Raw genomic sequence first — 23,531 nt, forward strand, 5'->3', positions numbered from 1 at the left:
GGTCGCGTGCGGTCAAGGCGTTTGCACCGAGGTCGTGAAGCCCCGGGACGACGGGACCAGGGCGGCCGCCGCGGGTGCGGCGAAACAGACCACGGCGCAGACGGCGAGCACCGTACTCATGCCAAAGGTGTTGATGGCCGGTGCGATGAGGGCGAGACCGGCGGGTGCGAGGCCGTAGGACAGCAGGAAGTCCAATGAGGACACACGCGCGAGCCGATCCGGATCCACCTCACGCTGGGTGGCGGTGAACCACGGCACGTTGAACAGCTCGATGCCGAAGCCCGCCACCACGTAGGTGACCACGATGAAAGCCGGATGCACGGGCAGCAGCAGCCCCAACGGCACGAGACCATAGAGCGAGAGCCCGGCCAGCGCGGACCACCCCTGCATCCGCGGCCGCCAACGCCCGATCAGAAGAGCACCCCCGAGAGCCCCCAGGGTGTACGCCGTCAGCGCCGCAGCAAGCACAGCCTCGCTGTGGTACCGATCCCGGCTGATCAGCGGCAGCGCCACCCCCGTAGCCGAGTACCCGGTGGCGATCACCGCCGTCAGCGCCCCCAGCCCCGCAAGAAACCAGGGATGCCGGCGCGCTTCCCGTACGCCGTCCACGAACTCACTCAGCACCGCGGGCCGCCCACCGGCCCCCACCCGCACCCCGGCACCACCCTTCGGAGCCAACGCCGCCACCAGCCACAGGCCCCCGGTCCCGAGCAGCAGCCAGGGAATACTGACAACCACCGCGAGCAGCGCGGTCAGCCCCGGAGCGAGCAACGTGGTCACGCGCACGGCAAGCGTGATCGCCGCATTGGCCTGCTGCCGCCGCGGCCCCGCGACAACCTCGGCAGCCAACGCCTGAAAAGCCGGCCGGCACGCCCCCTGCCCGACTCCCGTCACCGCCACCGCAACCGCCGCCACCACCAGCGAATGCCGCAACCCGAGCGCAGCCACCGGAGCCGCCCCGGCCGCCATCAACCCCGACCACAACACCACCCGGCGCCGGGAATACCGATCAGCCAGCACCCCACCCACCGGAACGGCAGCAACGAACCCCACAATGCGCACAGCGAGCAGCAACCCGAGCTGAGCAGCCGTCAACGCATGATCGAGCACCGCCAGCCCGAGCAGGAACGGCATCGCCCACGTCGCCAGCCCCGACGCCGCGGTCCCGGCCCAGAGCCGCACGAACGCCCCGTTCCGAAGCAGCGGCACATCAACAACGGCACTCACGAAGCCGCACCCGTCTCCGCCCGGCGGCGTTCCCGATGGGCGCTCGCTTTGACCCGGTCCTGGCAGCGGGTCGAGCAGAACTGCTGGCTCCTGTTCCGGGTGCCGTCCAGAAAAACCCGCTCGCACCGAGCCGCCTGACAACCCTTGACCCGGACAAAGTCCCCGCTCCCGAGCAGCATCCCGGCCGCCACGGCCAGGTTGGCCGACCAGCGCATGCCCTCCCCACCCGCAGCCGACCGAAAATGCAGGTGCCAGTGACCAGCCGCCCCGTTCCGGACCATCCGGGGCCGCGCATCGACCCGGCCCATCAACACATTCAACCGCTCCGCGGCAGCCGCCCCACCGCCCACCGGATCTGCCGCAGCCGCCGCGTTGTCGGCGGCAACGTCGCGCAGGATCTGCCACAGCTCGCGCCCGGTGTCATCAAGGGTCCGCGCGTCGGCATCGGTCAGCACCGGCAGCCGCGGCACAGCAACAGCCGCCGCCTCCCCCGGCGAGGACAGGTGCGGCTTACCGTGCGCGAACGCCGGCCCGACCGCATTGGCCAGCGCAAACGCGTCGTGCACATACGACAACCAATGCTGGTCGAGTTCCACGCGGCCAGCGTGCCACACCACACCGTTACTGTCTATAAGGATTTAGCCAGTGACGTTTGGTTGTGCACAATTAAATTGTGCACAACCTGCTTCCTACTTCGGGTCGGCGAGCAGGCGGTCGAGCCAGGAGATGCGGGCCTCGCGGGCGGCCACGCTGATCCTCGCGTCGGGGGCGGTCCAGTCGAAGACGTGGTAGCCGCCGGCCCAGATGTGCAGTTCGGCCTCGCCGCCGGCCTGCCAGATCCGGTTGGCGTAGGCCATGCCCTCGTCGCGCAGGGACTCCGCGGAGCCGGCGTCGATGAATGCCGGGGGCAGACCGGAGAGGTCCGTGGCGCGGGCGGGTGCGGCGTAGGGCGACACGTCCGGGCCGCCGCGGGCGTCGCCGAGCAGGGCGGTCCAGCCGAAGCCGTTCCAGACGGTGTCCCAGATGTCGAGGCCGGCCATCTGCTGGACCGAGGCGCTGTTGTTGCGGTCGTCGAGCATCGGGCACATCAGCCACTGGCCGAGCAGGGCCGGGCCGCCCTGGTCGCGGACGCGCAGCGCGAGGGCGGCGGTCAGGCCTCCCCCGGCGCTCGTGCCCGCGGCGATGATCCGGTGCGGGTCGATGCCCAGCTCACCGGCCTGGTCGGCGGTCCAGAGCAGGCCGGCGTAGACGTCGTCGATCGGGGCGGGGTGCGGGTGCTCGGGGGCGAGGCGGTAGCCCACCGAGAGCAGCGTGGCGCCGAACCGGCCGGCCGTGTCGAGCAGGTCGCCCAGGCCGATCCGGTGGTCGCCGGTGAACATGCCACCGCCGTGGGTGTGGTAGATCGCCGGGCGCGGGCCGGGTACGCCGACCGGCGTACAGATCAGCATCGCAATGCCGGGGTTTCCGGGCAGGCCGGGCACTGTGCGCTCGGTGACGGTGAACCGCCCGTTCCGCGTCAGTTCCTCGGCGGACATCACTTCGGTGAGGTCCTCGGCACGGACCTGGGCGAGCCGTTCGAGGCTGATCGGCTCCATGCCGGCCTCGGCCATGGCGTTATAGGCGACCTGAAGCTGGGCATCGAAGGGGACGGGCGTAGTCATCCCACCATGATCCACCGCTGCGGAATACGGTGGAGGCAAGGCACCCTTCAACAGAGACGAGAACGTCGTGGAACTGGGCCTGCACATCGCCGACTTCACCTGGACCGGTGGCCCTCGGGCCCTGGGACCGGCGCTGGCCAAGCACGCGCGGGACGGCGAGGCCGCCGGCGTCACCCGGATCACCGTCATGGACCACTTCTGGCAGATCAACGGCGTCGGGCCCGCCGAGACCGAGATGCTCGAGGCGTACACGCTGCTCGGTTATCTTGCCGCGCACACCAGCACCGTGCGGCTGCACACCCTGGTCACCGGCGTGATCTACCGCGAGCCGGCGCTGCTCGCGAAGGCGATCAGCACGCTCGACGTGCTGTCGGGCGGCCGGGCCGGGCTCGGCATCGGCGCCGCCTGGAACGAGGACGAGTCGCTCGGCCTCGGTTTCCGTTTCCCGCCGACCAAGGAACGCATGGACCGTCTCGAGGAAGCGATCCGCATCTGCCTGCAGATGTGGTCACCCTCCGAGGAGGCGTTCCAGGGCGAGCACTACCAGCTCGGCCGGACGCTCAACTCCCCGCAGCCGCTGCAGGGCGAGCGGCCCTACCTGATGATCGGTGGCGGCGGCGAACAGCGGACCCTCAAACTCGTCGCACAGTACGCCGACGCGTGCAACATTTTCGCCGGCCCCGACGCCGCCCGCAAACTCGACGTTCTCCGCGCCCACTGCGACAAACTCGGCCGCGACTACGACACGATCGAGAAGACAGCGATCACCCGCATCGACCCGTCCTCGAAACCCGACGATGTCGTGCGCACCGGCACCGAGCTGGCGGAGCTCGGCTACACCGCCCTGTACGTCTACGCCACCGGCATCACCGAACCCACCGCGATCATCGACCTGATGGGCGCGGCCGCACAGCAGCTGCGCTGAAATTTCCATGATGGACGGTCGGGCCGGCCCGTGATCTACTGACGCCCATGGCGCTTCCCGCATGGGCCGGCGACGGCATCGATGTCACCCGGCCCAGCGTCGCCCGCGTCTACGACTACTACCTCGGCGGCGTGCACCATTTCGACGCCGACCGGGCGATGGCCGAGAAGGCGATCGCCGACTGGCCCGACCTGCCCCTGATCATGCGTTCCAACCGGGCGTTCCTGCGCCGTGCCGTGACGTACCTGGCGCGCGCGGGGATCCGGCAGTTCCTGGACATCGGCTCCGGCATCCCCACAGCCGGCAACGTCCACGAGATCGCCCAGAACCTCGCCCCCGAATCCCGGATCGTCTACGTCGACACGGACCCGGTCGCGGTCACCCACAGCCGCGCCCTGCTGGCAGGCAACCCGACCACCGCCGTCCTCGCCGCCGACTTCACTCGGCCCGGCGAGCTGCTGACCTCCGTCCGCGACCTCGGCCTGCTCGACCCGCAGAGGCCGACCGCGGTGCTGCTGAACGCCCTGCTGCACTTCATCCCGGACTCCGCGCAGCCCGGCGAGGCAATCGCCACGCTACGGGACGCACTCGCCCCCGGCAGCTACCTCGTGATCAGCCACGCCACCCACGAACTGCACCCCGCCGACCTGACCGACCGGCACCGCGACCTCTACAGGACCAGCACCGCCAGCCGGATGACCATGCGCGGCCGCACCCAGGTCGAAGCATTCTTCGACGGCTTCGACCTGGTCGAGCCCAGCGTCGACCGGGTCGAGACCGGCATCGTGCTCAGCGAACGCTGGCACCCGGACGAAACAACCTCACCGGCGCAGGCCGATAGATTCCCGATCTGGGTGGGCGTCGGATTCAGGCCGTAACCATCGGCGTCTTCTCAGACATCGAGATCCGGTCCGCCTGACCGCGACAGCCGGTCAGTTGCTGTTCGGTGGTCGCGCCGAGCAGCGGGATGACCGTGCCGGGACGCGATCGCAGCCACGCGTACGCGACCTGGGCGGGTGTCCAGTCACCTGCCTCGGCGACGGCGACGACCTCCCGCACGACGCGGTCGTCGCTGCCGGCGCTCCAGTCTCAGCCGCCGCGGTTCAGTCTGCCCTGCTCGCCGCGGAGGTACTTACCGGTCAGCCGGCCCTCGGCCAGCGGGCCCCACGCCACCACCGCGAGGTCCAGCTCCCGGGCCATCGGCAACAGTTCGGCCTCGGGTGACCGGCTGAGCAGGTTGTAGCGCAGCTGGACGCCCACGAACGGTGACCAGTCGCGCAGCTCCGCCATGGTGTTCGCCCGCGCGATCTCCCACGCCGGCCAGTCCGAGACGGCGACGTGCAGCAGTTTGCCCGCGCGTACCTGGTCGTCGAGTGCGCGCATCGGCTCGGGCAGCGGTGTGAGGTTGTCGCGGGCGAACTTGGTGGCCAGCACGAACCGGTCCCGTCGGCCTCGCAGCGCCCGGCCGATGATCGATTCCGAGGTCCCGCCGGTGTAGACGTTCGCCGTGTCGATGAAGTTGCCGCCCGCAGCAGCCTCGCCCGGGGCCACGGCACCATCCAGGGTGCAGCGCTCCCAGGCTGCGGGCGACGAACATTTATCCAGCGCTTATGACGGGATCCGTACGGTCGCCGCCCATGACCCTTCTCGTGGAGCACACAGCAGCGCCGGTGAGAGCCCCGTCGCGAGCGCCGCACGTCGCGGCCGTGACGGCGTACATCGTGCTCGGGCTTGTGGTGATGGGTGAGTTTCTCGGTGATGCCGGGGGCCGGGTGTCCGCGCATCTGCCCCCGGACCACACCTGGTTCGAATGGTTGCTCGCCCATGGCGCGCATGTTCTGGCGCACGGCGGCAACCCGCTGTTCTCGACCACGCAGAACGCGCCGTACGGCGTGAACCTGATGGCCAACACGTCGGTGCTCGGGGTGACGATTCCGCTCTCGCCGTTGACGCTGGCGTTCGGGCCGGCCGTGACCTATGTGGTGTGGATGGTCGCGGCGTGTGCGGGGACGGCGACGACGACGTACTGGGTGCTGCAGCGATACGTGGTGGGGTCGCGGGCGGCGGCGTTCGCGGGTGGGGCGCTCGCCGGGTTCGCGCCCGGCGTGGTGCATCACGCGAACGGGCAACCGAACTTCGTCTCGAACTTTCTGCTGCCCCTGATCGTCGCGGCGGTGTTCCGGCTCGGCGCCGACGGCAGGTGGCGGCGCGGCGGGGTGTTCCTCGGGCTGCTGGTGACCTGGCAGCTGTTCATCAACGAGGAGTTGCTGCTGGTCACGGCGCTTGCCTGCGGCGTGGGCGCCGTCTTCTCCTGTCGGCGGCTCGCTCCGGGGTTCCTGCGCGGGCTCGGGGTCGCTGCGGTGGTGGCGGGTGCGCTCTGCGCGTACCCCCTGTGGTTTCAGTTCTGTGGCCCGCAGTCCTTTGCCGGCATGCCGGCGTTCACCACCTGGGGTGAGGATCCCCTCACCTATCTGACCTTCCCGCGGGACACGCTCGCCGGTGGGCCGCAGTCGGAGGCCGTGCAGGGCCGGATCGAGCAGAACAGCTGGTTCGGCTGGCCCCTGACGCTGCTGCTCGCCGTTCTCGTCGCCGCGTTGTGGCGTCGTTCGGTGCCCGCGCGGGTGGCCGGTGGCGTCGCGGTGCTGTTCGCGGTGCTCTCGCTGGGCCCGGTGCTGCGGCTGGGCGGGATCAGGACCGGGCGCGGGCCGCTGGCGGTCCTGCCGGAGGGTGTGCCGATCCTCGATCTGATGATGCCGAGCCGCCTGACGTACGCGGTGACCGGCGCCGCCGTCCTGCTCGTCGCGCTCGGCTGGGACAGGCTGCGCCCGGCGCGCCTGCTGATTCCGCTCGCGCTCCTCCCCCTGCTCCCGACGCCGCTGCCCGCGATGCCTGAACGCCCCGCACCCACGTTCATCACCGGCGGCGAATGGCGGCACTACGTCCACCCCGGCGGCACCCTGGTCCCCGTGCCGCTGCCGAGCAACTGGCTCGGCCGGGAAACGCTCGGCTGGAGCGCACAGGCCCTGCAGGAATTCACCGTTCCCGAAGGCTATTTCCTGGGCCCGGACCCCGAAGGCAAAGGCCATATGGGTACGCAGCACGCGAGCCGAACCAACCAACTGATAACTGACATCTACCGTACGCACGCCGCGCCCGCCCTCTCCGAAACCGACCGCGCAGCGATCCGCGCCGACATCACCCGCTGGCACGGCGAGGCGATCGTGATGCGCGACGAGCCCGCCAACCAGCCGCTGCGTGACCTGATCTCCCAGGTCTACGGCCCCTCGATGACGGTGAGTGATGTGTGGCTCTGGCGACCGTGACTTTATCCGGGCTTTATGCCTGCCGGTGCAGCGTGACCCCGTGCGAGTACTGGTGGCTGATGACGAGCGGTTGATGGCCGAGATGATCGCGGTGGGTCTGCGGCGCGAGGCGATGGCCGTCGACGTGGCCTACGACGGCAGGCAGGCCCTGGAGAAGATCTCCGTCAACCGGTACGACGTCGCGGTGCTCGACCGGGACATGCCCGGCAGCACCGGCGACGACGTCTGCCGCTGGGTCGTCGACCACGGCGTCGGTACGCGGCTGCTGCTGCTCACCGCCGCCTGCGGCATCTACGACCGGGTCGAGGGCCTCGGGCTGGGCGCCGACGACTACCTCACCAAACCGTTCGCCTTCGCGGAGCTGGTCGCACGGGTCCGGGCGCTGGCCCGGCGCACGGCCCCGGCGCTGCCCCCGGTCCTGGAACGCGACGGCGTGCTGCTCGACGAGGCCACCCGCACCGCCACCCGCGACGGCCGGGCCCTGGGTCTGACGGTGAAGGAGTTCGGCGTGCTCCGGACGCTGATGCGGGCGCAGGGCCAGGCGGTGAGCACCGAGGACCTCATCGAACAGGTCTGGGACGAGCACACCGACCCGTTCACCAACGTGGTCCGGGTGACCGTCTCCACCCTGCGCCGCAAACTGGGCGAACCGCAGATCGTGCAGACCGTTCCCCGCGCGGGCTACCGCATCGGACTGTCCTGATGGGCCTGCGTGCCCGCCTGACGGTCGCGGCCGTCGTCACGGTCACGCTCGTCTTCGTCTCCCAGTTCGTGTACTACAAGCTGCCCGGCCGGAAACCGTTCTACAACCCCTGCCTGACCGGCGACATCAACGGCATGCCGTGCCGGATCGTCCGCAAGATCCCCATCCCCGATCTCCCGCAGTACGGCCTCATCCTCGTCGCCGTGCTCCTGCTGCTCATCCCGCTGGCCTGGTGGGTCCTGACCCCGGTCCGCCGCCTGACCCCCGCCATCGCGCAGATCGGCCCGCAGAACCTCGGCCACCGCATCAACCCCGGCCGCGGCCGCGACGAGCTCCGGCAACTCGGCCGCGCCCTCGACGCCACCATGGACCGCATCGCCGCCGGCTACGAGGGCCAGCGCACCTTCGCGGCGAACGCGTCGCACGAGCTGCGTACCCCCCTCGCCCTGCAACGCACCCTGATCGAGGTCGGCATGGCCGAACCCCTCAGCCCGGACCAGTCCGCCCTCCTCGCCAACCAGCTCCTGGCCACCAACGCCCGCAACGAACGGCTCATCGAGGGCCTCCTCGTCCTCAGCCAGGCCGACCAGGGACTGACCGCCCGCACGCCCCAGGCGCTGGACCGCATCACCGCCGCGCTGCTCACCACCGCCACCCCCGGCGCCGCGGACGCCGGTGTCCAGGTGACGAGCGACCTCTACCCCTGCGAGGTGCCCGGCGACGGCATCCTGCTGGAGCGCCTCGTCCGCAACCTGCTGCACAACGCGATCAAATACAACCACCCGGGCGGCACGGTCCACGTCACCGTCGGAGCAGGCACCGGCGCCGCCCTCACGGTGGTCAACACCGGCCCGGTCGTCCCCGCCGACGACACCACCCGCCTGTTCGACCCGTTCACCCGCCTCGCCGCCGCCCGCATCGACCACAGCGGCGGCAGCGGCCTCGGCCTGACCATCGCCCGCTCCATCGTCCGAGCCCACAACGGCACCATCACCGCCACCCCCAACGAGAACGGCGGCCTCCGCTTCACCATCTCCCTGCCCCGCGCCTGAGACAGCTCCCTGCCCCGCGCCTGAGACAGCCGCTGTCGCCGCCGGGTCAGGTCCCGGTTATCTCGACGTCCCCGCGTGCGGTGCTCGGCTCGACCGGGTGGCCCTTCTGCGTCCAGCGCACCCGCCCGGCCGCGGCGAGCCGGCGAGCCGCCCGGCGGACGTCCTCGCGGTCGCCGTCGATCGTGGCGAGCGGGAACCGCTTCACCCGCGCGGCCTCGGCGAGGATCAGGGTCTCCAGGACGCGGTCGACGTCGCGGACTCCGCGCCTGCGGCACGCGGCACTGCACCAGCGGACGTTGTCCCAGTCGTCCGCCCAGGCCTTGCGCCACTCGATCTTCCGTCCGCAGGAACCGCATGTTCTCGGCGCGATTTGTGGCATTACGCGACTATAGGTCAACCCGCTTCACACCGGCACGGCCGTGACGACCACGTTGTCGCGGTAGTGGTGGGTCCGGGGGTTGAAGGGGCCGCCGCAGGTGATCAGGGTCAGGCGCGGGGGGCCGCTGCGGGAGAAGTACCTATCCAGGGGGATCGCCGTTTTGCGGTAGTGCTCGCGGGCTGTCACGCGGAAGGTCCGGGTGTGGCCGGCCGGGTCGGTGAGGGTGATCGGGGCGGCGGGGCGGAGTGTGCCGAGGCGGAAGAAGGCGCCCTCGCCCTCGGTGGCGCTGTCGACGTGACCGGCGATGACGATGGAGCCGGTTGCGGCGGACAAGTCCGGGCCGAAGCGGTACCACCCGACCGTGTCGACGCTTTCCGGGACGGCGAAGTCGCCGGTTCTGCTGTCGATGCCGACGGCGGTGACGGGCACGTTCACCCGCAGGGCCGGGATCGTCAGGCGGACAGGTTCGTCGGTGGTCGCGGTCGCCGGGGGCCTGCCGTCGTGGATGCGGACCCGCGGCGGTTCAGATTCGGTGCTGACCGGGGCGGCCACGGGCGGCGTACCGAAATCCGCGGGTGATCGATCCTGGTAGGACACCACACCGAAGCTCGTGACGAGCGTGGCACCCGCGATCAGGGCGAGCAGGGCAGGCCCCGGCTTACGCCGGGGCCTGGCACCGTCGTGGCTCATCGGCGAGTGGTCGCCAGCCGTACGAGACCGAACATTGCCAGCAGGGCACCGGCGATGCCGACTCCGTACCAGGGGAGCGGGACGCCTCGGTCCGCGCTGCCGCCGTTGCCGCTGGGCACGCCGCCGGGGGCCGAGTGCAAGCCGTCGATAGTCTGCGTCACCAGGTCGAGGGTCTTGTCGTCGGCGGAGCCCACCGCGTACACAACGGTCGCCGTTCCTTCCTTCAGATCCAGGTCGGCCGGGCCGAGCACCCGGGTCTGTGTCCCGGCCAGCACCACGTCGGCGGACACCGTGCCCGCGTCGACGTCCGCCTTGGCCTGCTTGGGGTTGGTCAGATCCTCGAAGACCGGCTTGCCTCCCGCCCGGACGTCGACCGCGGGCGCCGCGGCGGTGTGACGCACGATCAGTCTCGCCTTGCCCGCGGCGAGCTTGGCCGTGTCGTTGACGAACGGGGTGAGGACCGGTTTACCGGCTTCGTTCAGATGCGCGACAAGGCTGATGTTCGCATCGCCGGGTACCTCGGCGTTGTCGACGGTCAGCAGCGCATCGGCGATGGCGTCCCCGGGTTTGGTCAGCGCGATGTCGTACTCCCCGGCCGGCAGGGTCAGCGGGCCGGCGACCTTGCCCGGCTGGAAGTCCGGGATGGTCTTCTTGCCGTTCACGTAGACGTCCACCGGCTGGCCGGGGATGCCGTGCACAACGGACACCTTGGAACCGGCCCTGGCCTGAGCCGGGAGCGAGGCGAACGCGCCGGAGGCACCGAAGGCGAACAGGGCGGCCAGGCCGACCGTGGCCGTGCGGCGGAAGTGCAGACTATGCATCGAAGCTCCTCGAACGATTGTTCCTGCGGGTTGTCCTTTCCTTCGCCGGGAACAGGCGCGGCGGATGCGAAAAAATTCGATCGATTGCGGTGCATCCAGCAGGGCCCGCCGCGACGAATGTGGGGCGAGAGGTCCGTGCGGGAGGGAGGCCGATGGACTCCGACGACGAGTTGACCGCAGGCTTGCGCGACGGCGACGAGAAGGTGCTTCGCGCCGCCTACGACCGGTACGGCGCGGCCGTGCTCTACCTTGCCCAGCGCATGCTCAGCAGCAGGGCCGACGCCGAGGACGTCGTCCAGTTGACCTTCGTGGCGGCGTGGACGGGACGTGACGGCTATGACCCCCGGCGCGGGACGCTGCTGGCGTGGCTGCTCGGCATCGCCCGGCGCAAAGCAATCGACCGGATGCGATCGGCCTCGCGGGATGAGCGGCTGACCGGCATCGTCCGCGCCCAGCCGGTCCCGCAGCAGGAGCCGGAGCGCCCGGAGGGAATCGTCGACCGGCTCGTCGTCGCCGACGAACTGGGCCGGCTGCCGGCACGACCTGGCATCGTTGCGCCAGGTCGCGGAGATCGGCGCCCGGGGTCCGGCTGCGAGTGACCTGCCCGCACCGCCCGAGCGGATCTGGCGGACCATCGAGGCTGCCATTGCCGACAGTGGACGGTCTCCGGCGCCGGTCCGGCGGGCTAGGCGCCAGAGACGACGCCGGCTGATCGCGGTGGCTGCGGTTGTTCTCGCGTTGGCGGGTACGGTGGTGGCGGACCGAATCGTCCGGCGCGCACCGGCCCAGACGGTGATCGCGCAGGCCGCCCTTTCGCCCCTGGCCACGGTCACGGCGCAGGCGAGCGGCAGCGTTCGCGTCCTGTCCGACGGGAAGATGCGGGTCGAGGTCCGGCACCTGCCCCTGACCGCCGGGTTCCACGAGGTGTGGCTGCTGGACCCCGACGACCTCACCCGGATGGTCGCGATCGGCACCCTGCCCGACCGGCCCGACGCGGTCCTGCCCGTGCCACCCGGCATCGACATGAACCGTTACCGGCTGGTCGACATCAGCGACGAACCGGACGACGGCGACGCCGCCCACTCCGGCCGCAGCCTGCTCCGGGGGACCCTGACGAACTGAGCGGCGGGGGACGCGCCCTGGACAAGGATCCGGCGCTGCGCCCGACCGCCCAGGAACTGCTCGACATGCTCCTGGCCGGCGACCCGCCCCAGGCCACGGCCGTCGTTGCGGCTGTCAAACCTCGCTTTTCCCGCGTACGCGTAGCAGCAGTCGCCGCCACCACGCTCGACGACCCGCGGCTGACCGGCGGACGCATCGGGCTCGGCATGATCCAAACCGCCGAGGACTCCGGCTCGGTCCGGTTCTCCCACTTCGACGCCCGCTCGGTGTGATGCCCGCTCCCGCCGCAGGGGCCGGACGTAGAGTTCGATCATGCGACGCACCGCGGAGTTCGATGCCTTCGGGCCCTGGATCCATCAGGTCCACTCGATCTCCGACCTGCCCCGGCTCTTCCAGGACTCCGGCGTCGACCCGGCGGCCCACCGGCTCGTGCTCAAGGTGCCGCGCAACATCGAACGCCGCAACGCCACCCCCGACATGGACCTGTACGACTCCCTGATCGCCGTCGACTACGAGACGGTGACCATCCTGCGGCGCCACGGCACCGGCTACGACGGCGTGCGCATCCCGATGGACCGGATCACCGCGATCGAGGACAGCGTCAGCATGCTCGACGGCCGCCTGACGCTCCACACCAGCGACGGGACAAGCCACGTCATCGCGTACAACGCCGCCGACCTGCCGCCCGTCCAGAACCTGATCCAGGTGCTCCGCGAGTCCTACCTCCCCGCCGCCCAGGTCGCGCCCGACTTCACCCTCCCCGACCCCGAACCGGTCCTCGGCGACGCCGACACGGGCCTGGTCAACGAATACCGCCGGCTGACCCGGGCCGAACCGGGAATGCACCTGATCAGCGCCCTCCCCCGCCGGCGGATCGGCACCACCCTGCTCCGCCCGGCCACGCTGCACGCCACGATCACCATCGGGGACGACCGCGAGCTCCAGCAGATCCACCGCCGCGACCGCATCACCCGCGGCAACGACAAGGTCCTCTCCGTCGCCCGCACCATCCTGCCCAGAACCAGACTCACCGACCTCCAGGTACGCCCGCACGAGCGATTCCGCGAGATCACCGTCCTCGTGGTCAACGGCAGCCTCGAGATCCCCGTGCCCACCGGCTCGGAAAACGAAATTCTCAGGGCGTAGCCAGGGTTCCAGCACGGCCGGAACGGTCGCCTCACCAGCACCAATGGGCGACTCCTTGCTCCGCTGTCCCCCACCGAGGCGGCCACCTTGCAGGACCTGCTCTGCCGGGTAGCCGTCGCCGCCCACGACCCGCCCGGCTGAAGGCGCACCCCCCAGTGCTCACGAATGTCGCCGGACGGCCGATCAGGGAGATGGCGTCTGAGTGGAGGAGCCCGATGGAGGTCGAGCAGTGAGCATCCGGTCGGCCCTGATGCGCACGGCTGTGTTCGCCGTCGCCTACACGGTCGCCACGTACGCCGGCCGGCAGACGATCATGGACAGCACCAGCCTCAGCATGGTGTGGCCCGCGGCCGGAGTGGGCGTCGTGTGGTTCTGTGCTCAGCGGCACTCCCCGGTCCGCTGGGCCGACGCCGTCGCGCTCTCGATGATCACGCTGGTCATCAACATGATCACCGGGGCGAGCCCGGCCCTCGCCGCCGCGTTCGTGGTCGCGAACCTCGTCCAGGCCGGGGTCTTCCTCTCGTTGATGAGCCACTGGCGCCCGAACCTGTGGGGCGCCGGCGGCAGTGAGGGCATGCGCAGTCCCCGGGACCTGTGGGCACTGCTGAGCGCCGCCTTCTGCGCGACCGCGGCCGGGGCCGCCATCGGCCCGACCGGCGTGTGGCTGTCCAGCGGCCACTACTCGTGGCCGGCGACGGCGGTGTGGATGGCCCGCAACACGGCCAGCATGCTGCTGATCGGCGCCGTCGGCCTGTGCTTCGGCCACGCCCTGGCGGCGTATCTGACCCGCCGTGGGGGCCGCCCCACCGGCTGGTGGCGCGACGCGGGGATCGTGCTGCGGCGTACCTCGCCCCTGCGGCTGCTCGAATACGCGGCAATGGCGGTGTGTTCCGGTGCCGCCTATTTCGTGGGGTTCGGCTACGAGCACGAGCTGCCGATCGTGTTCACCCTCATCGGCCTGACCATCTGGGGCGGCACCCGGCTGTCGACCCCGTTCGTCGTCGTGCACGACATGGCCGTCGGCACCGTCGCCGTCCTGTTCACGCTCCACGGTGACGGCCCCTTCGCCGAGGTCGCCTCGCTGCCGCTGCGCGCCATGATCGTGCAGCTGTTCGTCGCGATGGTCGCCGTCGTCGGGCTCTCGCTGGCGCTGGGCCGTGACGAGCGCCAGGCGCTGATCGCCGAGCTCGCCGCGGACAAGGCCGCCCTGGCCGCGAAGGAGGAGCAGGCGGCGCAGCAGGCGAAACTGATGGGGCTGGTCATCGACTCCATGGCCGACGGCCTCGCGGTGATCACCGCCGACGGCAAGGTCACCCTGCGCAATCCCGCGATGGCAAGACTTCTCGGCGGCCGCACCAGCCCCGGCGACCAGGTCGCGGCCGGCGGTTACTACGGCCTGTTCAATCTCGACGGTACGCCCATAGCTGCCGACGAGACCGCCTACGCCCGCGCCATGGCCGGCGAGCGCGTCACCGGCCAGGACATCCTCATCCGCAACCCGGACGTCCCCGACGGGCGCATCCTCAGCGTCAGCGCCGGGCGTCTGCACCACCGCGGCGAGAACAGCGTCGTGCTGCTGTTCCACGACGTCACCGCCGAACGCCGCCACCGCGACGAGCTGATCGGTTTCGCCGGAGTCGTGGCCCATGACCTGCTCAACCCGCTGGCCGCGGTCGAGGGCTGGACCGAGGCCGCCACCGAGGTGCTGACCGGGACAGCGGCCACCCCCGCGACGACCGAGGCGCTCGGCAGTCTGACGCGGGTCACCCGCTCGGCGGCGCGCATGCGGGGCCTGATCAACGACCTGCTCGCGTACACCACTGCTCGTGATGCCACCCTGGCCCCCGGTGAGATCGACCTCGACGCCCTGGTCCAGGACATCTGCACCAGCCGCACCGACAGCGCCCAGGCCGCCGGATCACCCAGCCCGGTCTTCACGGTCGGGCACCTGGGCGCCGCTCACGCCGACGCCGTCCTGGTGCGGCAGCTGTTCGACAACCTCATCAGCAACGCCGTCAAGTACACCGCCCCCGGCGTGACCCCGCACCTGAGCATCGCCACCACCTCCGATGCCGGTGGCATGCTCACCATCTCGATCACCGACAACGGCATCGGCATCCCCGCGGGTCAGCACGACGCCATCTTCGACAACTTCCACCGCGCCCACCGCGCCGCCGGCTACGCGGGAACCGGCCTGGGCCTGGGCATCTGCCAGCGCATCGTGCACCGCCACGGCGGCACCATCCGCGCCACCGACAACCCCACCGGCGGCTCCCGCTTCACCTTCACCCTGCCCAGTGCCACCGCGGACGCGCCACTGAAGCAGCACGTCCGTGCGTGAGAACCTAAGCTCTTCAGGTATGACAACCCTTGCCGGCCGCACCATCGCGGCCCTGCGCAGTGAGCACGACAACCTCGCGGGCATCGTGTCCTCGCTCACCGCCGAGCAGCTCACCGGCCCGTCCGGCGCGTCCGAGTGGACCGTCGCCGATGTTCTGTCGCACCTGGGCAGCGGCGCCGAGATCACGCTCGCCGGCCTGCGCGCCGCGCTGGGCGAGGCCGAGAAGCCCGGTGCCGACTTCAACCAGGGTGTGTGGGACCGGTGGAACGCACTGAGCCCGCAGGACCAGGCCGCCGGTTGGGCCACGTCCGACGCCGCGCTGGTCACCGCCCTCGAGGCTATTCCCGAGGAGCGCCACGACGAGCTCAAGGTCGACATGGGCTTCCTGCCCGAGCCGATCCCGCTCGCGTCGTTCGCCGCGATGCGGCTGAGTGAGGTCGCTCAGCACAGCTGGGACGTACGCGTCGGTGCCGACCCGGAAGCGGCGCTCGAGGAGCTTTCGGCGCAACTGCTCGCCGAGCACCTCAGCGGGGGCATCGCGTTCATGCTCGGCTTCATCGGCAAGCCCGGCGTGGCCCGTGAGGACACCGTGCTGGAGATCAACAAGACGCCGTACCGCGTGGTGATCGCCGACCAGGTGCGCCTGACCACCGAGGCCCTGCCCGGGACCGCGACGTTCGACGGGCCGCTGGAATCCGTGGTGCGACTCGCCTACGGCCGGCTGGCCCCGCGGTACACCCCGGCCGGCGTCGAGGTCACCGGCACGATCACGCTCGACGAGCTGCGGACCGTCTTCCCGGGCTTCTGAGGCCGGTGGATTCGAAGGCCGGTCAGGGCACTACCGTCACCGGCCAGCGTCCGCATCGGACCAGGCGCCGGGGCACGGATCCGGTGAGACGGTGGGCCAGGCTCTCCGACCGGCCGACGATGACGGCGCCCGCCTGGACCTCGTGGGCGACCTCGGACAGCACGGCTGACGGCTGTCCGGATCGGATGATCAGCTGGGCGTCGATGCCGTCGAGCGCCTGACGGAAGGCGTCCAGCAGTTCGGCCTCGATCCGGTCCTCGACGTCGATCACCGCGACGATGCCGGCGCCACCACCGTCGACGGCGGAGAGCAGCCCGCTGGGCTGGCTGCGCACATAGACCAGGACGAGGGGCGCCTGCTGGCGGCGGGCGAGGCCCACGGCATACGCGGCGGCCCGCAAGGAGGCGTCCGAGCCGTCGACGCCGACCACGATCGCCGCGGGACGCCCCGCCAGGATCGCGGCGCGGGGTTGATATTCCTCCGCCGGATACGGCTCGCCCATCGGCCCGCCTCCCGCATCTCCGACAGCGTGCTCTCGACAGCGTGCTCTCGACAGCACATCCCATAGCTGAACGGTCGGCGTTCAGTTATCGTGAGCGTATCCTGACCGAAACGTCCCGGCAATGGGGAAGCCTGTTGAAGCACCACCTGACAGGAGAGCGATGCCAGCGAGCGAGGGACCCGGGCGCCGCCGCGACCCGGAGGTGGACCGCCGCATCGCCCAGGCAGCCCTGGAGGTCTTCGCCGACACGGGCTGGGCCGGCTTCGCGATGGAAACGGTCGCCCGCCGCGCCGGGGTCGGCAAGGCCTCGCTCTACCTGCGCTGGAGCAGCAAGGAAACCCTGCTGACCGACGCGGTGACCCTGCGCCTGGCCCGGGTCTTCGACGCCGACACCGGCACCCTGCACGGCGACCTGGTGAAACTGGCCGGCCAGGTCCTCGACATCTACACCGGCAGCACCGGCCGGGCCGCCTCCCGCCTGACCCTCGAGGCCGCCGCCATCCCGGGCGTGGCAGCACACTACGACGCCATGCGCGCATCCCAGCGCCATGCCGCCCGCGCGATAGTCCGCCGCGGCATCGACCGCGGCGAGGTCGCCGCGAACGTCTCGGTCACGCTCCTGCTGGAGACCCTCGTCGGCGGCGCCATGATGCACGCCCTGACCGCCCCACCGGCCCAGCACGCCGCCCTGGCCGCCGACACGACCGGCTACGCCGTCCGCCTGGTCGACTTCCTCCTCGACGCGGTCACGACCCAGACCGCCCACTGAGCCGGCACGACCGCTGACTGGGCCCGCATGACCGCTGTCCGGGCCCGCGTGACCGCTGCCTACCGCGCCCCAGGAGCGGGTGAGGATGATCCCACCCGCCGGCCGGCGAGCCACCGCTGCAGCTCAGGAGGGGGTAGCGGCCTGGTCAGGAGGTAGCCCTGGGCGATGTCGCAACCGGCCTCGCCCAGGAAGCCGAGGATCTCCGTCGTCTCGACCCCCTCGGCCACGACCCGCAGCCCGAGGTTGTGGCCCAGGTCCACGCACGTTCGCACGATCGCGCGATGGCTCGGGTTCGTGACCAGATCCATCACGAAGCTCTTGTCGATCTTCAACTCGTCCAGCGGCAGCGACGGCAGATAGCCGAGCGACGTCTGGCCGACCCCGAAGTCGTCGATGCTGATGCGTACGCCCGCAGCGGTCAACCGGCCCAGCACCGCGACCACCGTTTCCGGCTCGGCCAGCAGTGCCGTCTCCGTGATCTCCAGTACCAGCCGGTCCGCGGGCATTCCGGTGCGGTCCAGCGTCTCGAGCACCATCGCGGCGAAGCCCAGGTGGGCCAGGTTGCGAGCCGAGATGTTGACCGCCACGGTGAGCGCGCCGTCCCACCCGCCGACCTCGGTCAGTGCCGCGTCCAGCACCCAGCGGGTGAGCAGTTCGATCAGCCCGGTCCGCTCGGCCACCGGGATGAACAGGTCTGGCGGGACCATGCCGCGCTCCGGGTGCTGCCAGCGGACGAGTGCCTCGACCGCGCAGACCTCACCGGTGCTGATGACCGTCTTCGGCTGGTAGTGCAGGACGAGCTGGCCGGTCTCGATGGCATCCCGCAGCTGCACCACGAGCGCGAGCTGCCCGGCGTCGTAGTGGTCGCGCACACCGTCGTAGCGGGCCCGCCCGACCCGGCTGTCCTTCGCCCGGTACATCGCCATGTCCGCGCGGCGCATCACCGTGTCGGCGTCGTCGCCGTCGGCGGGTGCCAGCACGTACCCGAAGCTCGCCTCGACCGACAACGGGATCTCCCCCACGACGATGTCGGCCCCGATGCTCCCGCGCAGCCGATCGAGCAGCGCGACCACGTCGTCCTCCCCCGCCGACGGCAGCACCAGCGCGAACTCGTCCCCGCCGAGCCGGGCGACGACGTCACCGGAGCGGGCGTTCTCGGTCAGCCGGGCACTCAGGCTCCGCAGCAGCAGGTCGCCGTGATCGTGCCCGAGGGTGTCGTTGACCTCCTTGAACCGGTCGAGATCCAGCAGCACCACCGCAGTGCCGGTCCCGCCCGCACGCCCCTCGGCCAGCGCGGCCTGCACGCGGCGGTGGAACTGGGCCCGGTTCGGCAGCCCGGTCAGCACGTCGTGATCGGCCAGGTAGGCGTTGCGAGCGGCCTCCCGGCGCAACCGGCGCATGGTGGAGGCCGAGATGCCCGCCAGCGCCACCCACAGCAGGACCAGACCCACCCCGAGCAGCCCGTACACCGTACGCAGACCAGCGCTCACGGCCGCATCGATCGGCTCGTACGGCAGGTAGATCTCCAGCACCCCCACCTGACGCTCCCGCACCATGAGCGGCAGGTACACCTCCACCACCCGCTGCCCGACCGCCTCCTGGTCGTTGCTGTCGGTGTTCAGCCTGGTCAGCTCAGCGCGATCGGTCCCCGACGCGGCGGCCTCGCGCGCCTCGTCGTCCGGCGCCTGGCCGAGCCCGCTCCCGTCCGGCGAGAACACCATCCGCCCGGCGGAGTCCAGGATCCGGAGCCGCACCACGGACCCGCCACCGACCGCGCTGACGGCGATCCTGGTCAGCCCGTCCCGCTCCCCGGCGGACAGCCCGGAAGCGAGGTCCTCCCCGTCGAGCAGCGGCTCGATCGCGGTCCGGGCGACGACGGCGGCCTGCGCGCGGCCCTCCGACAGCCCCCGGTCACGAGCCTCGCGGGCCAGCGCGGCCGACAGCACCCCGGCCAGCACGACGATCGGCACCAGGCTCGCCGCGGCGTACGCCACGAACAACCGCTGAGCGGACCGCAGCCTCATGCCTGCCTGATCGGCAGGGGCGCTGCACCGCATGAGCGTTCACCGGACGGCTCGTTCCCCCGAACACTCATGCGTGCGGCGGGCATACCGATAGGAGGGGCATGACGGCCGCCCGGTTGCAGCTGCGCTTCGGTGCTTGGATCGTCGCGCTGACGGCTGTCTTCTACCTCTTCCCCGCGATCAGCATGTATTCGTGGGCCGCGATCGGGCTGTCGGCCGCCGGCGCGGTCCTGGTCGGGGTGCGCCGGCACCGGCCGGCGAACCCGGCGCCGTGGTACCTGCTGGCGGCGGTGCTCGTCAGTTTCACGGCGGGCGACACGACGTACAACATTCTCACCGACTTCCTCGGCCGGACCGATCCGTTCCCGTCGCTGGGCGACGTGTTCTACCTGCTGGTCTATCCGATGCTGGCGATCGCGCTGGCGGCGTTCATCCGCTACAGCGGCCGCTCCGACGATCGAGGGGCGCTGCTCGACGCGCTGGTGCCGACCGCGGGCCTGGGACTGCTCTCCTGGATCCTGCTCATCTCCCCCTACGTACGCGACGACGCGCTGGGCCTGCTCGAAAAGCTGACGTCCATCGCGTACCCGCTGGGTGATGTCCTGGCTCTTGCCATGGTGGCGCGGCTGCTCACGGCCGGGGGACGGCGTCCGGCCCCGGTGCGGATCCTCGCCGCCGGGGTGGCCTGCCTGCTGCTCACCGACGTGGTCTACGGGCTGCGGCAGCTGGACGGCTCGTGGGTGGTCGGCGGCCCGGTCGACCTCGGCTGGGTCGCGTTCTACGCCGCCATCGCGCTGGCCGCACTGCACCCGTCGATGGCGCAGCTGACCGAGCCGGACGAGACCGCCGTCTACGAGACCCCGGGCGGGCGCCGGATCGTGGCCATGTCGGTCGCGGTGCTGATCGCGCCGGTGGCACTGCTGATCGAGTTCGCCCGTGGCGCCGTCACCGACGCCCCGATGATCGCGGTCGCGTCGGCGACGATGTTCCTGCTGGTCATGGCCCGGGTCGCGGGCCTGTTGCGGCATCAGCGGGACACCGCGGCACGGGAGCGGACGCTGCGGATCGCCGGCGCCGAGCTGGTCGCGGTCGGCAGCGAGGCCGAGGTGCTGACCGCGGTGCGGACCGCGATGGCGCACATGGCTCCGCGGGTGGAGCCGTACCGGTTGCACTTCTACGGCACGCCGGCCGCCCAGGACACGCCGATCGGCTTCATCGGCACCGGCCGCGTCGCCGTGGCCGAGCTGCCCGCGGACGTCGCCGTGATGATGACCGGCTTCCCGACGGCGCTGTACGCGGAGGCGATCGCCGGGTCCCCGGACGGGACCCTGCGGCACAACAGGGCGGTCTTCGCCGCGTCCGAGCAGGTGCTGCAGACCCTGTCAGCGCCGTTCGCCGCGCTGATGGCCCAGGGCACGATGGCGATCGAGCGGATCGTGCTGACCCAGCAGGTCCATCGGCGCGGCAACGAGGACTACTTCCGGGCCCTGATCCAGAACGCGTCCGACGTGATCCTGATCGTCGACGCCGAGGACGCGATCCGGTACGCGAGCCCGTCGGCGCTGGCGGTCTTCGGGCGCGACGATCTCGCCGGGACCACCGTCTACGAGCTGATCACGAGCATCGACCACGCCGGCCTGCGCCACTTCCTCGGCGAGGTGCGCGCGGGCCGCGGGAGGGACGCCGTCGACCTCTCGGCGATCTCCGCGGCCGGCACGCTGCTGCAGGTCGAATGCGTCTGCCGGGACCTGCGCGACGAGCCCGCCGTGTCGGCCCTGGTGATGACCATCCGCGACGTCACCGAGCGCCGCCAGTTGCAGGACGACATCGCACACCAGGCCTTCCACGACACGCTGACCGGGCTCGCCAACCGGGCGCTGCTGCAGAACCGGCTGGCCCAGATGACGCCCTTCACCGCGGCCACCCACGGCTCGGTCAGCGTGCTGTTCATCGACCTCGACGACTTCAAGGAGATCAACGACACCCTCGGCCACGAGATCGGCGATCAGGTCCTCATCACCGTCGGGCACCGGATCGCCGGGGTCGCCGGCGCGCTCAACCTCGCGGCCCGCACCGGCGGTGACGAGTTCGCCGTCCTGATCGAGCACGACGGCGGTATCGCCGAGGCCGGGCGGATCGCCAGCCGCATCATCGCGGCGCTGGGCGCGCCGATCGAGGTCAGCGATGGCGCCGGGGGCGTACACCTCGTCAGTGGCGCCGCCAGCGTCGGTGTCGCCACCGCCGCCACCCACGGCGACGTCTCCGACCTGCTGCGCCATGCCGACGTGGCCATGTACGCCGCGAAGGCCGAGGGCAAGAACAACTGGCAGCCCTATCGCGACGAGCTCCACGACGCGGCCGTCCGCCGGCTGGAACTGCGCTCCGCGCTCACCGAGGCGGTCCCGGGCGGGCAGATGCGGCTGCGATACCAGCCCATCGTCGACCTGAGCAGCGGCGACACCGTCGGCGTGGAGGCGCTCGTCCGCTGGCAGCATCCCGTGCTCGGCCTGCTGGGCCCGCAGGAGTTCATCGAGCTCTGCGAACAGAACGGGGCGATCGTCGCCGTCGGCGGCTGGGTGCTGCGCGAAGCCCTGCGGACCTTCGCGTCCTGGTCCGCGGCGTCCCCGGACAGCCCGCTGCGGTACGTCAGCGTCAACGTCTCCGCCCGCCAGTTCCGCACCCCCGGCTTCGTCGACCAGGTCCGCGCCGTCCTCGCCGAGACCGGCACCCCGCCCGGCGCCCTGCTGCTGGAGATCACCGAGAGCCTGGTCCTGCACGACGCCGAACAGGTCTGGCGTGACCTGCGCGAGCTACGCGCGTGGGGGGTCCGGATCGCGATCGACGACTTCGGCACCGGCTACTCCTCGCTGAGCTACCTCAGCCAGATGCCCGTCGACGTCCTCAAGATCGACAAGTCCTTCATCGACGACATCCTGCACTCCCGCCAGCAACTCGCCCTGGTCGAGACCATCATCAGCCTCGCCGCGATCCTCGACCTGAAGGTCGTCGCCGAAGGCATCGAACTCGCCGAGCACCGGGCGGCCCTGATCGAGATGGGCTGCCCGTACGGCCAGGGCTACCTCTTCGCCAAACCCCTGACCAGCGAAGACCTCCACACCTGGCTGCACACCCCCGCCGCCGCGGCGATCAGCGACGCCGGATAGCGAGCGCATCGTTATCCGACTGTCGTACCCACGTGTTAGACATGCGCGTTGTGAGCATCCACCACTATCAAATCGTCGTTCAGCCGGCGCACGACGGCGTCCTGCTGGTGTGCCTGGGCGGCCAGTTCGACATGGGTGTCGGCACCGCGCTCGCCGACGCGCTCCGGGCGGCGGCGCAGGAGACCGGCGTCGAGCAGGTGTTCGTCGACATGCAGCGGGTCGCGTTCTTCGACTCGCACGGGATCGCCGGTCTGGTGGCCGGATACGAGGCGGCCCACAGCGCCGGGCGCCGCTTCTCGGTCACCAACGCCCGGGGCATGGTCAAGCAGATCCTCGACGTCACCGGCCTGGCCGAGGTGCTGTGCCAGGACGCTCACTAGCCGAGGAACGACGCCCAGACGTATTTGACCGTGCCGTCGGCGTGCCAGCACAGGTCGTCGGCCACCGCTCCCACGATGAGCAGTCCCCGGCCGCCTGCCACGAGGCCGCCGTCGCCGTCCGACTGCGGGACCCCGGTCACGTCCCCGTCCGACACGGCGATGATCAGATCCTCCGGGGTCCGCAGCAGCTGCACCTGCACGGGTGGCAACCCGTGCCGCAACGCGTTGCTCGCGAGTTCCGTGGCCGCCAGAGTCATCCGCTCGCCGAGCTCACCGTCGCCCAGCCGCCGATCGCTCAGCTCACCGGTCAGCTCCGAGCGCATGGCGTGCAGGTCGTCCCCCGAGGTCAGCGACCAACGCCGCAGCTCCACGGCGTGTGCCGGGGGCGGCGCTGATCTCGGGGGCTTCATGGATCAGCTCATTGCCCTCACACGCGAACCGAAAACGTCGATCCATGGACGTTCATGATCATCTGACATCTGCCGGGCCCTGAC

The 23,531-nt window shown here is 70.9% G+C and carries 25 protein-coding genes; 14 read left to right on the forward strand and 11 right to left on the reverse strand.

The window, feature by feature from the left end:
* Positions 1 to 12: 12 nt before the first annotated feature.
* The 3 genes from Aco04nite_RS04245 to Aco04nite_RS04255 form a co-directional block, all read right to left on the reverse strand.
* A complete protein-coding gene (locus Aco04nite_RS04245) occupies positions 13 to 1,227 on the reverse strand; it encodes an MFS transporter (RefSeq protein WP_244875739.1) in 1,215 nt (404 codons plus the stop codon).
* Positions 1,224 to 1,823, reverse strand: coding sequence for a CGNR zinc finger domain-containing protein (locus Aco04nite_RS04250; RefSeq protein WP_212995840.1), 600 nt, complete (start codon positions 1,821 to 1,823; stop codon positions 1,224 to 1,226). Before Aco04nite_RS04250 ends, Aco04nite_RS04245 begins: the two co-directional genes overlap by 4 nt.
* 93 nt (positions 1,824 to 1,916) lie before the next feature.
* On the reverse strand, positions 1,917 to 2,888 hold the full coding sequence (locus Aco04nite_RS04255) for an alpha/beta hydrolase (RefSeq protein WP_212995841.1): 972 nt from the start codon (positions 2,886 to 2,888) through the stop codon (positions 1,917 to 1,919).
* A 67-nt stretch (positions 2,889 to 2,955) separates the two neighbouring features.
* Between Aco04nite_RS04255 and Aco04nite_RS04260 the strand changes: the two genes are divergently transcribed.
* On the forward strand, positions 2,956 to 3,813 hold the full coding sequence (locus tag Aco04nite_RS04260) for an LLM class F420-dependent oxidoreductase (RefSeq protein ID WP_203842929.1): 858 nt from the start codon (positions 2,956 to 2,958) through the stop codon (positions 3,811 to 3,813).
* A 47-nt stretch (positions 3,814 to 3,860) separates the two neighbouring features.
* Positions 3,861 to 4,691 carry an SAM-dependent methyltransferase gene (locus Aco04nite_RS04265; protein ID WP_212995842.1) on the forward strand — a complete coding sequence of 277 codons (831 nt, stop codon included), beginning with the start codon at positions 3,861 to 3,863 and terminating at the stop codon, positions 4,689 to 4,691.
* Here the strand turns inward: Aco04nite_RS04265 and Aco04nite_RS50355 are convergent.
* Both Aco04nite_RS50355 and Aco04nite_RS04275 read right to left on the reverse strand, forming a co-directional pair.
* On the reverse strand, positions 4,681 to 4,872 hold the full coding sequence (locus tag Aco04nite_RS50355) for an aldo/keto reductase (protein ID WP_212995843.1): 192 nt from the start codon (positions 4,870 to 4,872) through the stop codon (positions 4,681 to 4,683). The genes Aco04nite_RS04265 and Aco04nite_RS50355 overlap by 11 nt on opposite strands.
* Before the next feature lie 30 nt (positions 4,873 to 4,902).
* Positions 4,903 to 5,364 carry an aldo/keto reductase gene (locus tag Aco04nite_RS04275; RefSeq protein ID WP_212995844.1) on the reverse strand — a complete coding sequence of 154 codons (462 nt, stop codon included), beginning with the start codon at positions 5,362 to 5,364 and terminating at the stop codon, positions 4,903 to 4,905.
* Between the two features lie 86 nt (positions 5,365 to 5,450).
* Here Aco04nite_RS04275 and Aco04nite_RS04280 point away from each other — a divergent pair, with 86 nt between their 5' ends.
* The 3 genes from Aco04nite_RS04280 to Aco04nite_RS04290 are packed head-to-tail and all read left to right on the forward strand — an operon-like array spanning position 5,451 to position 8,891.
* Entirely contained in the window at positions 5,451 to 7,136 is a 1,686-nt protein-coding gene (locus tag Aco04nite_RS04280; RefSeq protein ID WP_212995845.1) for a hypothetical protein, read from the forward strand.
* Positions 7,137 to 7,176: 40 nt separating this feature from the next.
* Positions 7,177 to 7,839 carry a response regulator transcription factor gene (locus tag Aco04nite_RS04285; RefSeq protein ID WP_212995846.1) on the forward strand — a complete coding sequence of 221 codons (663 nt, stop codon included), beginning with the start codon at positions 7,177 to 7,179 and terminating at the stop codon, positions 7,837 to 7,839.
* A complete protein-coding gene (locus Aco04nite_RS04290) occupies positions 7,839 to 8,891 on the forward strand; it encodes a sensor histidine kinase (RefSeq protein ID WP_212995847.1) in 1,053 nt (350 codons plus the stop codon). Before Aco04nite_RS04285 ends, Aco04nite_RS04290 begins: the two co-directional genes overlap by 1 nt.
* A gap of 46 nt (positions 8,892 to 8,937) precedes the next feature.
* Here the strand turns inward: Aco04nite_RS04290 and Aco04nite_RS04295 are convergent, their stop codons facing one another.
* Genes Aco04nite_RS04295 through Aco04nite_RS04305 form a run of 3 tightly spaced genes read right to left on the reverse strand, consistent with a single transcriptional unit; the run spans position 8,938 to position 10,781 of the window.
* The gene (locus tag Aco04nite_RS04295; RefSeq protein WP_212996021.1) at positions 8,938 to 9,270 is read right to left on the reverse strand and encodes a DUF2256 domain-containing protein; all 333 of its coding nucleotides are present in this window, start codon (positions 9,268 to 9,270) and stop codon (positions 8,938 to 8,940) included.
* Positions 9,271 to 9,294: 24 nt separating this feature from the next.
* The gene (locus Aco04nite_RS04300) at positions 9,295 to 9,960 is read right to left on the reverse strand and encodes a class F sortase (protein WP_212995848.1); all 666 of its coding nucleotides are present in this window, start codon (positions 9,958 to 9,960) and stop codon (positions 9,295 to 9,297) included.
* On the reverse strand, positions 9,957 to 10,781 hold the full coding sequence (locus tag Aco04nite_RS04305; RefSeq protein WP_212995849.1) for a DUF4397 domain-containing protein: 825 nt from the start codon (positions 10,779 to 10,781) through the stop codon (positions 9,957 to 9,959). Before Aco04nite_RS04305 ends, Aco04nite_RS04300 begins: the two co-directional genes overlap by 4 nt.
* Before the next feature lie 152 nt (positions 10,782 to 10,933).
* On the opposite strand from Aco04nite_RS04305, the gene Aco04nite_RS04310 reads away from it, so the two are divergent.
* The 6 genes from Aco04nite_RS04310 (at position 10,934) to Aco04nite_RS04335 (ending at position 16,198) form a co-directional block, all read left to right on the forward strand.
* Positions 10,934 to 11,380, forward strand: coding sequence for an RNA polymerase sigma factor (locus Aco04nite_RS04310; RefSeq protein WP_212995850.1), 447 nt, complete (start codon positions 10,934 to 10,936; stop codon positions 11,378 to 11,380).
* 118 nt (positions 11,381 to 11,498) lie between these two features.
* A complete protein-coding gene (locus Aco04nite_RS04315; RefSeq protein ID WP_438874893.1) occupies positions 11,499 to 11,903 on the forward strand; it encodes an anti-sigma factor in 405 nt (134 codons plus the stop codon).
* A gap of 65 nt (positions 11,904 to 11,968) precedes the next feature.
* Positions 11,969 to 12,175: a hypothetical protein gene (locus tag Aco04nite_RS04320; RefSeq protein ID WP_212995851.1), complete on the forward strand. Its 207-nt coding sequence runs from the start codon at positions 11,969 to 11,971 to the stop codon at positions 12,173 to 12,175.
* A 40-nt stretch (positions 12,176 to 12,215) separates the two neighbouring features.
* Positions 12,216 to 13,049, forward strand: coding sequence for a hypothetical protein (locus Aco04nite_RS04325; protein WP_212995852.1), 834 nt, complete (start codon positions 12,216 to 12,218; stop codon positions 13,047 to 13,049).
* 229 nt (positions 13,050 to 13,278) lie between these two features.
* Positions 13,279 to 15,390, forward strand: a complete 2,112-nt coding sequence (locus Aco04nite_RS04330) for a sensor histidine kinase (RefSeq protein WP_212995853.1) — start codon at positions 13,279 to 13,281, stop codon at positions 15,388 to 15,390.
* A 19-nt stretch (positions 15,391 to 15,409) separates the two neighbouring features.
* Positions 15,410 to 16,198 carry a maleylpyruvate isomerase family mycothiol-dependent enzyme gene (locus Aco04nite_RS04335; RefSeq protein ID WP_212995854.1) on the forward strand — a complete coding sequence of 263 codons (789 nt, stop codon included), beginning with the start codon at positions 15,410 to 15,412 and terminating at the stop codon, positions 16,196 to 16,198.
* A 22-nt stretch (positions 16,199 to 16,220) separates the two neighbouring features.
* On the opposite strand, the gene Aco04nite_RS04340 is transcribed toward Aco04nite_RS04335, so the two are convergent.
* Positions 16,221 to 16,700 (reverse strand): universal stress protein, encoded by a 480-nt coding sequence (locus Aco04nite_RS04340; protein WP_212995855.1) that lies wholly within the window; start codon positions 16,698 to 16,700, stop codon positions 16,221 to 16,223.
* A gap of 160 nt (positions 16,701 to 16,860) precedes the next feature.
* On the opposite strand from Aco04nite_RS04340, the gene Aco04nite_RS04345 reads away from it, so the two are divergent.
* On the forward strand, positions 16,861 to 17,469 hold the full coding sequence (locus Aco04nite_RS04345; protein WP_212995856.1) for a TetR/AcrR family transcriptional regulator: 609 nt from the start codon (positions 16,861 to 16,863) through the stop codon (positions 17,467 to 17,469).
* A gap of 59 nt (positions 17,470 to 17,528) precedes the next feature.
* On the opposite strand, the gene Aco04nite_RS04350 is transcribed toward Aco04nite_RS04345, so the two are convergent.
* Positions 17,529 to 19,493 carry a putative bifunctional diguanylate cyclase/phosphodiesterase gene (locus Aco04nite_RS04350; protein WP_212995857.1) on the reverse strand — a complete coding sequence of 655 codons (1,965 nt, stop codon included), beginning with the start codon at positions 19,491 to 19,493 and terminating at the stop codon, positions 17,529 to 17,531.
* Positions 19,494 to 19,594: 101 nt separating this feature from the next.
* Between Aco04nite_RS04350 and Aco04nite_RS04355 the strand changes: the two genes are divergently transcribed.
* Complete coding sequence (locus tag Aco04nite_RS04355) at positions 19,595 to 22,657, forward strand: putative bifunctional diguanylate cyclase/phosphodiesterase (protein WP_212995858.1); 3,063 nt, start codon at positions 19,595 to 19,597, stop codon at positions 22,655 to 22,657.
* Positions 22,658 to 22,698: 41 nt separating this feature from the next.
* The gene (locus Aco04nite_RS04360) at positions 22,699 to 23,037 is read left to right on the forward strand and encodes an STAS domain-containing protein (RefSeq protein ID WP_212995859.1); all 339 of its coding nucleotides are present in this window, start codon (positions 22,699 to 22,701) and stop codon (positions 23,035 to 23,037) included.
* On the opposite strand, the gene Aco04nite_RS04365 is transcribed toward Aco04nite_RS04360, so the two are convergent.
* Positions 23,034 to 23,447: an ATP-binding protein gene (locus tag Aco04nite_RS04365; RefSeq protein WP_212995860.1), complete on the reverse strand. Its 414-nt coding sequence runs from the start codon at positions 23,445 to 23,447 to the stop codon at positions 23,034 to 23,036. The genes Aco04nite_RS04360 and Aco04nite_RS04365 overlap by 4 nt on opposite strands.
* Positions 23,448 to 23,531: the final 84 nt, after the last annotated feature.

The sequence above is a fragment of the Winogradskya consettensis genome, assembly GCF_018332715.1.
In the GTDB taxonomy this organism is placed as follows: Bacteria; Actinomycetota; Actinomycetes; order Mycobacteriales; family Micromonosporaceae; genus Actinoplanes; species Actinoplanes consettensis.

Bases quoted from the DNA above. Each gene is read 5' to 3' on its own strand.
- Aco04nite_RS04280 (WP_212995845.1), top strand. From the start codon at position 5,451: ATGACCCTTCTCGTGGAGCACACAGCAGCGCCGGTGAGAGCCCCGTCG.
- Aco04nite_RS04265 (WP_212995842.1), top strand. From the start codon at position 3,861: ATGGCGCTTCCCGCATGGGCCGGCGACGGCATCGATGTCACCCGGCCC.
- Aco04nite_RS04320 (WP_212995851.1), top strand. From the start codon at position 11,969: ATGCTCCTGGCCGGCGACCCGCCCCAGGCCACGGCCGTCGTTGCGGCT.
- Aco04nite_RS04355 (WP_212995858.1), top strand. From the start codon at position 19,595: ATGACGGCCGCCCGGTTGCAGCTGCGCTTCGGTGCTTGGATCGTCGCG.
- Aco04nite_RS04350 (WP_212995857.1), bottom strand. From the start codon at position 19,493: ATGAGGCTGCGGTCCGCTCAGCGGTTGTTCGTGGCGTACGCCGCGGCG.
- Aco04nite_RS04360 (WP_212995859.1), top strand. From the start codon at position 22,699: ATGCGCGTTGTGAGCATCCACCACTATCAAATCGTCGTTCAGCCGGCG.
- Aco04nite_RS04290 (WP_212995847.1), top strand. From the start codon at position 7,839: ATGGGCCTGCGTGCCCGCCTGACGGTCGCGGCCGTCGTCACGGTCACG.
- Aco04nite_RS04340 (WP_212995855.1), bottom strand. From the start codon at position 16,700: ATGGGCGAGCCGTATCCGGCGGAGGAATATCAACCCCGCGCCGCGATC.
- Aco04nite_RS04295 (WP_212996021.1), bottom strand. From the start codon at position 9,270: ATGCCACAAATCGCGCCGAGAACATGCGGTTCCTGCGGACGGAAGATC.
- Aco04nite_RS04305 (WP_212995849.1), bottom strand. From the start codon at position 10,781: ATGCATAGTCTGCACTTCCGCCGCACGGCCACGGTCGGCCTGGCCGCC.
- Aco04nite_RS04335 (WP_212995854.1), top strand. From the start codon at position 15,410: ATGACAACCCTTGCCGGCCGCACCATCGCGGCCCTGCGCAGTGAGCAC.
- Aco04nite_RS04300 (WP_212995848.1), bottom strand. From the start codon at position 9,960: ATGAGCCACGACGGTGCCAGGCCCCGGCGTAAGCCGGGGCCTGCCCTG.
- Aco04nite_RS04255 (WP_212995841.1), bottom strand. From the start codon at position 2,888: ATGACTACGCCCGTCCCCTTCGATGCCCAGCTTCAGGTCGCCTATAAC.
- Aco04nite_RS04325 (WP_212995852.1), top strand. From the start codon at position 12,216: ATGCGACGCACCGCGGAGTTCGATGCCTTCGGGCCCTGGATCCATCAG.
- Aco04nite_RS04365 (WP_212995860.1), bottom strand. From the start codon at position 23,447: ATGAAGCCCCCGAGATCAGCGCCGCCCCCGGCACACGCCGTGGAGCTG.
- Aco04nite_RS04345 (WP_212995856.1), top strand. From the start codon at position 16,861: ATGCCAGCGAGCGAGGGACCCGGGCGCCGCCGCGACCCGGAGGTGGAC.
- Aco04nite_RS04310 (WP_212995850.1), top strand. From the start codon at position 10,934: ATGGACTCCGACGACGAGTTGACCGCAGGCTTGCGCGACGGCGACGAG.